The organism is Paenalicyclobacillus cellulosilyticus (assembly GCF_014647315.1).
GTDB lineage: Bacteria > Bacillota > Bacilli > Alicyclobacillales > Alicyclobacillaceae > Alicyclobacillus_J > Alicyclobacillus_J cellulosilyticus.
This window is the reverse complement of the sequence record NZ_BMOY01000058.1, coordinates 1-10,743: the sequence shown is the minus strand read 5'-3', so window position 1 is coordinate 10,743 and position 10,743 is coordinate 1. Positions and strand designations below refer to the sequence as shown.

At 63.9% G+C, this 10,743-nt stretch carries 9 protein-coding genes and 1 pseudogene; 3 read left to right on the top strand and 7 right to left on the bottom strand.

Annotated features, from left to right (window positions below; all coding sequences use genetic code 11):
* A pseudogene (locus tag IEX97_RS12300) lies at nt 1-584 on the top strand (hypothetical protein); the annotation flags it as partial.
* 101 nt (nt 585-685) lie between these two features.
* Here the strand turns inward: IEX97_RS12300 and IEX97_RS12295 are convergent.
* The gene (locus IEX97_RS12295; protein WP_188883398.1) at nt 686-3,442 is read right to left on the bottom strand and encodes a beta strand repeat-containing protein; all 2,757 of its coding nucleotides are present in this window, start codon (nt 3,440-3,442) and stop codon (nt 686-688) included.
* A gap of 837 nt (nt 3,443-4,279) precedes the next feature.
* On the opposite strand from IEX97_RS12295, the gene IEX97_RS12290 reads away from it, so the two are divergent.
* Nucleotides 4,280-4,999, top strand: a complete 720-nt coding sequence (locus IEX97_RS12290; RefSeq protein WP_188883396.1) for an IMPACT family protein — start codon at nt 4,280-4,282, stop codon at nt 4,997-4,999.
* 72 nt (nt 5,000-5,071) lie between these two features.
* Here the strand turns inward: IEX97_RS12290 and IEX97_RS12285 are convergent, their stop codons facing one another.
* A complete protein-coding gene (locus IEX97_RS12285; protein WP_188883395.1) occupies nt 5,072-5,641 on the bottom strand; it encodes a hypothetical protein in 570 nt (189 codons plus the stop codon).
* 268 nt (nt 5,642-5,909) lie between these two features.
* Here IEX97_RS12285 and IEX97_RS12280 point away from each other — a divergent pair, with 268 nt between their 5' ends.
* Entirely contained in the window at nt 5,910-6,668 is a 759-nt protein-coding gene (locus tag IEX97_RS12280; RefSeq protein ID WP_188883394.1) for a sigma-70 family RNA polymerase sigma factor, read from the top strand.
* Between the two features lie 18 nt (nt 6,669-6,686).
* Here IEX97_RS12280 and fabZ read toward each other — a convergent pair whose 3' ends face one another.
* The 5 genes from fabZ to IEX97_RS12255 all read right to left on the bottom strand — a co-directional run.
* The gene (gene fabZ, locus IEX97_RS12275) at nt 6,687-7,142 is read right to left on the bottom strand and encodes a 3-hydroxyacyl-ACP dehydratase FabZ (RefSeq protein ID WP_188883393.1); all 456 of its coding nucleotides are present in this window, start codon (nt 7,140-7,142) and stop codon (nt 6,687-6,689) included.
* 374 nt (nt 7,143-7,516) lie between these two features.
* On the bottom strand, nt 7,517-8,053 hold the full coding sequence (gene pgsA / locus IEX97_RS12270) for a CDP-diacylglycerol--glycerol-3-phosphate 3-phosphatidyltransferase (RefSeq protein ID WP_188883392.1): 537 nt from the start codon (nt 8,051-8,053) through the stop codon (nt 7,517-7,519).
* A 78-nt stretch (nt 8,054-8,131) separates the two neighbouring features.
* Nucleotides 8,132-8,812 carry a hypothetical protein gene (locus IEX97_RS12265; protein ID WP_188883390.1) on the bottom strand — a complete coding sequence of 227 codons (681 nt, stop codon included), beginning with the start codon at nt 8,810-8,812 and terminating at the stop codon, nt 8,132-8,134.
* Nucleotides 8,813-8,865: 53 nt separating this feature from the next.
* Nucleotides 8,866-9,783, bottom strand: a complete 918-nt coding sequence (locus IEX97_RS12260) for a flagellar hook-basal body protein (RefSeq protein WP_188883388.1) — start codon at nt 9,781-9,783, stop codon at nt 8,866-8,868.
* Between the two features lie 23 nt (nt 9,784-9,806).
* Nucleotides 9,807-10,743, bottom strand: a 937-nt coding sequence (locus tag IEX97_RS12255; protein ID WP_188883386.1) for a flagellar basal body rod C-terminal domain-containing protein, incomplete at its 5' end; no start/stop codon positions are given.

The following is a 10,743-nucleotide window of genomic DNA, read 5'->3' as shown; positions in this document are numbered from 1 at the left end:
GTTCAGCAAATACGGGCGCGGCTTTTACAACGAACTGGGACACAGGCTCAATCAACTGGAAATCCTCCGCTCCAAATCAATCAGTCACGAAAGATTTCGCTGTGCGCAGGTTGGATTCCTGTCGAAATTCGTCCCCTGCCCGAAGATCAGGCGCGGAATCTGTGGCGCAACTCAAGTCGCTTGGGGTTTCGTCCTTCGCCCGCGCGCAGGCGCAAGGCGAGTTCGCCGACGTGCCCCGCATCCTGCTTGCGGTGGACGAGTTCGCCGTGTTCTCGGCGGACACGAGGGACAAGCAGGAAAAAGAAGTGCGCGCGCAGGCGCAGTCGTACATTGAACGACTCACGCTCGCCGCGCGTGCGACGGGTATTTCCGTTCTGCTGGCAAGCCAGTACCCAACCGCGGACATTCTTGGTTCCCAGGTGCGCCAGCAGGTGTTCCGCATCTGTGGCAGGCTGGATGACGAAGTGGCGTCCCGCACGGTGCTCGGAGTGCCAGGCGCGGAGAAGATTCCGGCCGCCACACCTGGCAGGTTTCTGTATGTCGAAGGCGGAGAACTGAAAGAGTTTCAAGCGTATCCAAGTTGAAACTTCGGTTATCATCAGTCAATCAGATTTTCAAAAGAATGGCCGACAGCTCTCGCTGTCGGCCATTCTCATTCGAGCACCTACGCAGCGTGGCTCGAATCTTAGTAGTTAATCTTCGCCTGAGGATTATCCACGCTGTTGCTACTCAACTCTACATATTGAAGCACAGTATTACCATTTGCGTCTGTCGTTGTGCCGTAACCAATGTTGAGAATTCCACTGTTCGTCGTAGTGTAAGCAGAGACTCTGGACTTCGACGAGTCGAAATACGACACGTCGTCGTTCTGGATGGTCAGCGTCACCTTACCCTGTGCATCCGTGAAGACATGCAGTACTTGAGGTTGGTTCGACGTTTGGCTACCGTCGCCATTGCCTACTTTGGAGGCGCTCACGACTCCTGGCAGCGTCACGCTGTTGTAGCCCAACCCAGTAAAGTAGAACAGCGGAATCGGCGTCGGCTCAACAGCTGTACCAAGAGCATTGCCGCCGCTCTGCAACACCTCAGACTGCTGCAGGGTCTGTCCGTTGACCTGCGTGATCCACAGGGACGGAGCGTCTGCCTGCAGCTGCAAGGCAACCGACGTGTTCGGCACCGGGTTACCATTCGAATCCTCAACCGTGAACTGCAGCGTGGTCGATTGCCCGTCAAGCAGCGTCGTGCTGACCGGTGTCACATTCGCAATCTTCGCCGGCGCACCACCGATGACATTAATTGTCTGCGTCGCCGAGATGGAGCCGTTCGACACCGTCAACACCGTATTGCCAATGTTGCTGCCGTTTTTAATAGATACGGCGAACTCTTCAGCATCCGACCAAGTCGGCGCTGGAGCATAAAGCGTTCCGCTCGTGACATGGATCGTTCCACCGTTCGTCAACGTCACACTGTTATACGTGGTGCCGCCGAAGGTAAAGCCGCCCGGTACCGAGATCGTTGCACTCTGGGTATTGCCACTCGCGTCCGTGGTCGCATTCACGGTCAGAGTTGTAGCCGATACTGGATTGGCTAACGGCACGTCATCAATGGCATAGATATTCCCGCCGTTGGACACGCTCAAGTTGTACGTGAACGTACCGCTCTTCAGCGCGCCGGTGCTGCTGACCGGAGCAAAGTACACGTTAGCGGATGGCTGGCCGTACTGAGCCACGACGCCGCTGCCACTCGTGGCGTCACCAGAACCTGGGCTATCGTTTTTAAACGTATAAGTAGTGATGTGCGCCAAGGTGTTGCTAGGCTGCCACGAGATGGTCATAGTTGCAATCGGCGAGCTCTGACTGACGACGCCATTGGCGACAGGATACAGCCTGTAGGTCGCCGTCTCCGCCGAGGAGTCCGTCACGACCGCGCTGAAGTAACCGTTCGCGTTGGCCGTGATAACCTCGCCATAGGCCGAGGTCGCCGGAACCCCCTGCGAGATGCTCACGCTCGGGAAACTCGTAGTCGTCGTTCCCACCACATAGCTGCCTTTGTCGGCCCACAACAACAGCTGCGCATTCGGCACCGGATTGCCCGCCGCATCCACCACCGTACCGCTAATGGTCACATTCGTACCGGCAAGCGGGTTCTGGTTGGTGACGCTCAAGCCGGAAATCTGGGTTGCCGTACCTAGCTGGCCCCACTGGATGTACGTCGTGGCACTCCAGTTGGTGTAGGCGCTGTTCACCGTGGCTGTGACCGCCACCTCTTCCGCATTGGCGTCAGCAACCCATACCGTGGCGACACCCTGGCTGTTGGTGTAAGCCGTCACCGTCTGACCAAGGTAGGCTCCGCTGCTGTTCGTGAAGTACGCACTACCACCATTCACCGTAAACTGAACGGCCACGTTCGCCTGCGGCACACCGTTCACCTGCGGCACCGCCACCGTCACCGGCACGGATGCGCCAAAGTTCGCGGCATAAGGCTGAGCGGAGCTCGGGTTGTACGGCGCGATGCCCGCCGCGTTGCTCGGCACAAACTCGACGTACGCCGCCGGCGTGGAAATCGTCGTGTTGTTCAGCTGGTACGGCGCCTGCGCCTTCACGGTGAACGCATCAAGCTGGCCGGACGAGTCTTGCACCGTAATCGTGGCCTTGCCCTGCGCATCCGTGTAAGCCGCGAACGCACCGCTGCCGTTGTTCGGCAATTGCTGACCGTTCTGCGTGACCACGAGCGCTCCTGCACTGGAGGCGCCGGTTGGCGTGAACTGGAAGGTCACCTGCGTACCCGGCAGCGGATTGCCCGCCACATCGGTCAGCGTCACGCTCAGGGTCAGCGTACCACCGTTGACGACAACGGCCGGAGATGTCGCGGAACCGTCGCCAGACGAAGCGCCCGTAACCTGGATGTTGCTGATCTTCGGCACCACATTCTGGACGCTCGGCGTCAGGGACCACACAGACCCGTTATAGCTGGTCGTGAAACCAAGCCGCTGCAGAACCTTGTTCAGGTAGTAAATCGGCACGTACGCGGTCGCCACACCGGATGCCGGATCCTTCGCGACCACTTCCGGAGCGTACTGAACGGTCGTCCCGTTGATCTGAATCGCCACGGTGCCATGGCCCGCATTGATATTGGTCAGGTCAGGCCGCACCGTCGAAGGCGGAATGATGTTCAGCGTCTTTGCGGTGCCGTTCCACTTCACGGTGTACCCGAGCTTTTTCAGGCCCTGCTGCAGGTAGTAGAGTGGCAGGAACTCGGTCGTGACCTGGCCGTCTTTCGCAGCGACACCCTTAAAGCTCGCAGAGTAGTAGCTGCCAATGGTCAACGACCGCTGGTTATAGCTCACACCCGGCGTCGTCTTGGGCGCTGCCGCCATGGCCATGGGCACCATGGTGCCGAGCACCAAGGATGCTGCGGTAATGCCAGTAAGCGTCCGTTTCAAGTCGACTTCTCCTCCTTGTGTTCAGACTACTTCTTGCCCTAGCGAGGGTATGGCGATGAGTCACCTGCCGTCGTGTTGCGTCTAATGGCCCCACGTGCGCCATCTTGGCGCGCGCTTCGGCGGATAGGTGTCCGCGCCGTGTATCCCCCCGTCCGTTGTCACGGCGGGCGCACCACCGGATCGAAGTGCTACCAAGACGCTCACGTAGGACAACATCCCTCCCTTCAGTGCGAGCTTGATGTTGTCCAGCGGCTGCCTGAGCAGGATCCCTTCAGGAAACCCTCGGCGAACCTCTTTCACCAGTCCAATTCGACAGCAAAACAAGATCTCCTGTCGCTCTCTGACGAAAATATGTAATGTCGAAGACGGAACCGGTGATCACATGGCCGGTCATGGCGGCCATCGAGAGACGCCGTCCCGTTTCGCCATTATACTGGCACTCTTGGCACTTGTAAAGGCGAAACGAGAATTTCGTAGTGGGAGAAGCGCTCCACAATCTGTCGGCACGCGCGCCAACGTGACCACGCGGGCCGCCCGTCGATGACCTGGCTGCCGGTGGATAGGCAGCGCGTACATTGGTTAGTGTACTACATTTTTCGTCCGTGGACCAGAGGGATCTTTCTTCAGTCTCGCTTCGACGTTCGCCCCGGCGCGGCGGAGCGGATGCAAGCCGGCCAGGCCGGGCTGCGCACATGAGGACAGACAGCGACGCTCGGGTCGTCGACCTATCTAATTATACTGACGCGCACTGCATGAGATTTGTTACACTGGGCGAGGATGCGTTTTCGCAGTTGCCGTCCGGACGCCGCCGGATGGCTGGTCAAAGGGGGCTCGGGCATGGGAGGCTCACGCACGGATGGCGCGAGGGGCGCTGGAACCGCCGCCGGCGCCCACGGGGAGTTCATCACGCCGGCCGGCCCGTGCACGTACGAGCATGTGATCAAAAAATCGCGCTTCATCGGCCACCTGGCCCCGGTGACATCCGTCGCGGAGGCGGAGGCGCGCTTGGCGGCCGTCCGCGAGGCGCACCGCACCGCCACCCACAACTGTTACGCCTACACGGTGGGCATCGGGGTGCCGGTCGAGCGCTTTTCCGACGACGGTGAGCCGTCGGGCACGGCGGGGCGGCCCATCCTCGAGGTGATCCGCCGCCGCGGCCTGGCGAACGCGCTCTTGGTCGTCACCCGCTACTTCGGCGGGACGCTGCTCGGGGCGAACGGCCTCGTGCGCGCGTACAGCGACACCGCGGCAGGCGTGATCGACACAGCGGAACTCCTCACCTGCCGCCGGATGTGCCGCGTCGACGTGCGCTGCGGTTATGCCCAGTTCGGCAAGCTGGAGTACGAGCTGGCGCAGGCGGGGTACGTGGTGCTCGACAAATCGTTTACCGAAGACGTGGCCATGACCGTCCTCGTGCCCGCCGGCGCCGTGGTGACGTTCACCGAACAGGTGATGGCCTGCTGCAGCGGACGGTGTACGGTGGACGCGCGGCCGCCCGAGTATGTCGGCCTGACGCCGGACGGCCGGGCCGTCTTCGGGGTGTGGCCGGGCCCGTAACGCCGCGGCGGGCCGCAGGCGCCGCGAAGCACCCGTCGAGGCGGACGGGAAGCAAACCGGCAAATCGCGCCCCTACAGACGCTGCCAGCCGCCGTCGGCAATGACCCCTTCCCGCAGCAGGTGAAGGTAGAAGTTCTCCGCCCGCATCACCTGGCTGCGGCAGTGGCGCAGGCTCATCGGCAGATGGGTGAGAATGCGGCCGGACCGCAGGTGGATGTGGACCCTGTCCGCCGCCGCCTCCTCGATGCAGGCAATCCGCGCCACGGCGATGTATCCCATGGCGCCGTCGTTCTTGTAGCCGACGCGGCAGGTGGCACGGCTCTTGAACGCCGCGAGCACCGTGCGCCGCGGCGCGACGGGGAGCGGCACGTTCTGCGACATCCCGTGCAGCTCGCGGTAGCGGCGCTTGAGCTCCCCGGTGTCGATGAGGTGGTAGCGCGCCACCATCTCCCACATCCGTTTCGTATGTACTCCGATGTAAAACCGATCTCCATTCTCCAGCGTGACGTCCACCAGATTGCCGTAACCTGTCACATACGTCGGCAACCACGCTTCCAACCGCGGCACCCATGCATCGAGCGGCGGGAAGGTGCGCCGCGTGGGGTAGATTGGGACGGCGCGCCAATTTGTGGGGTACTCCATGCAGCTTCACCCCATTGTCAACAGGAATAATTTATAACCTCTTGCAGCTACCATACACAAACGTAGACATTGGTTCAATAGGAACCATTTGAAGTTTATGACTTGATGCGAAGTCACCCATGGATTCCCAAGCTTCGCGGCGGGATCATCCCCTCTTTGCCCGGTGACTTGCCGTCGTTTCCCCAAGACGCGGCGGCGCGCGGCAGGCGTACGTTAGGGCCAGCGCGCGAGTTGAATGGAGGCCGGTCTCCGCAGGGAGAGACACAGCATGGGTGATGGAAAAAGGTTGTCGGCAAGCGGCGCGGGAAACGCAGAAAAGAATGGAAGTGACCTGGCCGCGGACATCGCCAGCCCGCCAGTTCAAGGCGCGCGGCCTGAACATGGGCGGCCGAGCGGCGGCGCGGTGCCCGATCCGTTTGCAGCCATGGTGCTGGCGGCCCGGGCGGGCGACCGGGCGGCGGCGGAACAGCTGTTCGCCGCGCTGCAGCCGCTGGTAATGGGGGCGGCACGGCGCTACCGCGACGTCGCGTTGGAGGACGCGCGGCAGGAGGCGTGGCTCGCGCTGTGGCTGGCGGTGCGTGAGTTTGAGCCGGCAAACGGGGTGCCGTTCTTGGCCTACGCCACGGCGAAAGTGCGCGGGGACGTGCGGACGGCGATGCGGCGGCTGTGGCGGTACGACGACCGTGTGGTGCACGTGTCCGGCCGCGGCGAGGATGCGGAAGCGGAACAGGCCGAGGAGGCGCTCTCGCGGCTCGCGGCCGGACGCGCGCAGGCGGATGGGAGGATGGCCGCCGGGGCGGGCGGTTGCGGGCCGGAAAGCTTGGACCCGATGGCGGCGGCCGACTGGCGCCTCACCGTGCGGGCGGCGGGCTTGAGCGACCGCGAACGGCTGTGGCTGGCGGCCGCGGCGGCAGGGTACGGGCCTATGGAGTTGGCCGCCGCCTGCGGCGTCTCCGCGGAGACGGTGCGGACGTGGCGCAAGCGGACGCTGTACAAGCTGCGGGCGGCGCTGGCGGAGGCGTGGTGAACGATGTGGGTGCACCCGTCACGCGGGGTGGGAGTCCACCAGGGCGAACAGGATGGTCCCTTCCGCGACCACCTTGCCGTCGACGCGCGCGGTACCGCGGCCCTTGCCCATGGTGCCGCGCAGGCGTTCGATGACCACCTCCATGTCGAGCCGGTCCCCCGGCCGCACCTGGCCGCGAAAGCGGACATCGTCCAAGCCGGTGAACATCGGCAGCTTGTCGCGAAACGCGGGCACCACAAGGACGCCGATGCCGCCCAGCTGGGCGATGGCTTCCATGATGAGCACGCCGGGCATCACCTGGTAATCGGGGAAGTGGCCGACGAAGTGCATTTCGTTCGCGGTGACCAGCTTGTAACCGGCCACCCGCTCACCCGGTATGAGCTCCGTGACGCGATCGACCAACAGAAACGGGTAGCGATGGGGCAGGATGCGGCGGATGTCCTCCGCGTAGAGCGGCAGCGTCCAATCAGTCATCGCAACTCCTCCATTCGCGGCGAATCCAGCAGGTGCGGTGGCGGAAGCAGGCGCGGCAGGTGCAGCTGTTGCAGCAGGTGCGGCCCCCAATGGGTGCGGCGCCGCGCTGGAGATGTTGCCAACACCTCCCGTCATACGGAGGCGCCGCGTGCAGCATCGTATGAATACCCTCGCCCCACAGGCGAGTTCGCATAGGTGTGGACCCACCGCCCGCCGGTTGGGCTGGCTGCCCGTGGACCGGCTGTCCATCCGGGTGACAGAGCCCGGAAGATCTGCCCAGCGGATCTGGCACCGGCCGCCTGGCGACCGTGGACATGTTCCGGCGGCGCAGCCGTGACGGCGGGCGGCCGCACCGCGAAATCCGGCGGGATGGACTACAGGACCCGGCGGACGCTGATGATCTGCATGCTCGCGACATACAAAAACGTGGCCAAGTACGACTGACACACGGTGATCCAAAGCAGCCACTCGGCCACCCACGGCGCCGGCCAGGCCAACATCACGGCACAGATGGTGATATAGTACAGAATGGTCGAGGTCTTCCCCCACCAATTCGCCTTCGGCACGGCGCGTTTCCCCTGAAAATAGAAAAACACCCCGCCGAGGATCATCGCGGCGTCGCGCAAGACGAGCAGACCGGCCGCTCCCCACGGTACCCGGTTCGACTGGATGAGGGAAAAGAGCACCGCGACCATCATGAGCTTGTCCGCGAGCGGATCCAGCAATTGGCCGGCCTGGGTCTGGGCGTTGCGCTTGCGGGCGATGTATCCGTCGAGGATGTCGGTGAGTCCGGCGACGAGCAAAACAAACAGCGCGCCCACCTTGTGTGGGCTGGGCGTGCTGTAGAACGACCAGAGGTAAAATGGGATGAGCAAGAGCCGAAACAGGGTCAAGGTGTTCGGGAGATTCACTTCCCAGCCCCCTCCACGATTCATGGCAATTATACCTTTCCCGAAAGAGGGCACGCAATAGGAGGGGGCGGGGAGGGTTTACGCGTTGGCAGTGAGCTTACGTTTCAGCCGGCCGATTTCGACGTCGTGCGCTTCGAACTTGTGCTGCATGACCGCCATATCGTCCTCTAAGTCTTCGACGCGTCTTTTGATGGGCGGAATGGTATCGTGGACGAGCTGAGTGACCATTTCCTGCGTGTGCAGCACCACGGCTTTGGTTTCCAGCAACAGACGTTCTTGCATGGAAAATTCCTTGCGCAGCAACGCCACATCGTCTTCCAACCGCGACACGCGCGATTTCAGGTCTGTCGTGTCGTCCTTGAGCACTGCAACGTCCTCTTTGAGCACCGTGACGTCCGCCTTGAGCACCGCGACGTCCTCTTTGAGTACCGCAACGTCCTCTTTGAGCACCGCGACGTCCGCCTTGAGAACGGACACGTCCTGCTTGAGCACGGCCACGTCCTCTTTGAGAAGAGCCACATCCTGCTTGAGCACGGACACGTCCTCCTCAAGAAGGCTGACACGTTGTTTCAGGTCGGCGACATCCGCCTTCAACTCGGCGACATCCTGCTTGAGCGTGGCGACGTCTTCCTTCAGCACGGCGACGTCTTGTTTGAGTACGGCGACGTCTTCCTTCAGCACGGCGATGTCGTGGGCGATGGGGGTGAGCCGTTCATCCAGCATCTCGCCCAACACGCGGCGCAACATCAGCTCGTCCATGGGGCTTCCTCCTCGCAGGTGGCGATGGTACGAGCATAGCACGAAACGGGCGCTCAGGCACGAATATTGTTGGCCGTCTGCATCATCCGATTGGAGAGCTGCAGGACTTCCGCGTTGAGGTCAAACAACCGCTGGGCGGTGACGAGTTGGACCATTTGTTCGGTGAGGTTCACCGCCGACTGGTTGAGCGCCCCCTGCACGATGACCGGCCCCGCATTGCCGATGGCGTTAGCACCACCAGGGCCCGCCGTACCCGCCGTACCGCCTGCACCCGCTCTGGCCGCTCCCGCTCCGGCGGCGCCGGCCTGCCTGCCGTTCATGTTCACCACCTGCGCCACGCCCCCCGGCTGCAGCGCATACAGGGTACCGTCCACCGCCTGCAGGTGCTGGTCCGGTTCCGCCACCACGACGATGGCGATCCGCTGGCCGCTCGCGATCTCGCCGCCGCGCGTTTTGACGTACACCGTGCCGTCGGGCCCGATGTGCACATCCCCTCCCGTGCCTGCGTCCACCGTAACCGGCTGGCCGTCGGTGGCGAGCACCGGCAGCCCCGCCGCCGTGGCCAGCATCAGGCGGCCGTCCGCGGCCATCACCCAGTGAAAGTCGCCCGCCCGCGTATACAACACGCGGCCGTCCTCACTTCGCACCGCGAAAAAGGCGTTGCCGGAGGCATCGCCCGTGAGGGCGAGATCGGACGGTTGGCCGGTCTGCACCAGCGGCATGCCGTCGAAATGCAACTCGGCGGCCGCAGTCCGCACCCCCGTGCCGCCCCACCAGCCGGGCGGCGTGTAGCGGGGCGCCACGGCCGGGGCCGTCGCTTGGGCAGAGAGCACCTGCGTGAGCGTGTCGGCGAACGACTGGCTCTCGGCGGCAAACCCCGGTGTGTCGACGTTCGCGACGTTGTCCCCAATCCTGTCCAACCATTGTGTGCTGGCCTGCAACGCACTCAGACTCGTCCAAAACGATTGCATCCCGCGTCCACCTCGTTCGGGGGTTATGCATTCACGTGCCCGACGTCCTGCACCGCCTTGGCGAGCGTTTCATCTTCGGCGCGGATGACCTCCTGGTTCGCCTGGTACTGGGCGATGACCGCCAGCATCCGCGTCATGGTGGCGGCGGGATCCACATTGCTTTGCTCCAGCTTGCCGGGCGCCAACTGGCCGGTCCCCGGGCGCAGCGCGGCGACCACCTGCTGCGGGTTGAGCGTCCCGCCCACCATGAACTCCGTCTCGCCGAGCGGGACGAGGCGCGTCACGTCCGCGTCGACCAAGCCCAAGCGCGCCCCGGGCACCACCTGGCCGCCCGGCCCGACAACCCGGTACGAAGGCTGCCCGTGCTGGTCATAGACCGGGTCTCCGTTGGGCGCGAACAGGTCATGGCCCTGGTAAGCCGGGTTGATGACGATGCGCGCCTGCGGCAGCGGTAGGCCGTTCGGGCCCACCGGCAGGATGGGATGGCCCGCCGCATCGACCAGCTCGTTCTGGCTGTTGAGCGACAGGTGGCCGTCGCGGGTGAGCGCGACGCCCGCCGGCACCTCGCTCGAGCTGTAGGCGACGGCGAAGAAGCTGTGGTCCCCCATGTCCACGTCCGATCCGATGCGCAGCGCGGCTCCCTGCCACGCAGCGTCCCCCGGCCGGCCGACGATGCGCCCGTTCGCGTCAGCGAACAGGTACGACGGCTGGCCCGCGGCGTCGTAGTCCGGCTTGCCGTCCGCGGCGAGGAGGCCGCTGCCCTGATACGCCGGATTGCGCACCGCGTAGATGCCGGGGATGGCTTGTCCGGCGGCGTCGAGCACGGCGAGCGGCAGCCCGCCGGCGGTGAGCCGCCCGCCCGGGCCGACGGCGATGGGGCCAAGGACGGACGCCACCGTCAGCCCGCCTTGCGCGACGGCCCCTGTCGCACCGGTACCCGCCTGGCCCGCGCCCGCACCC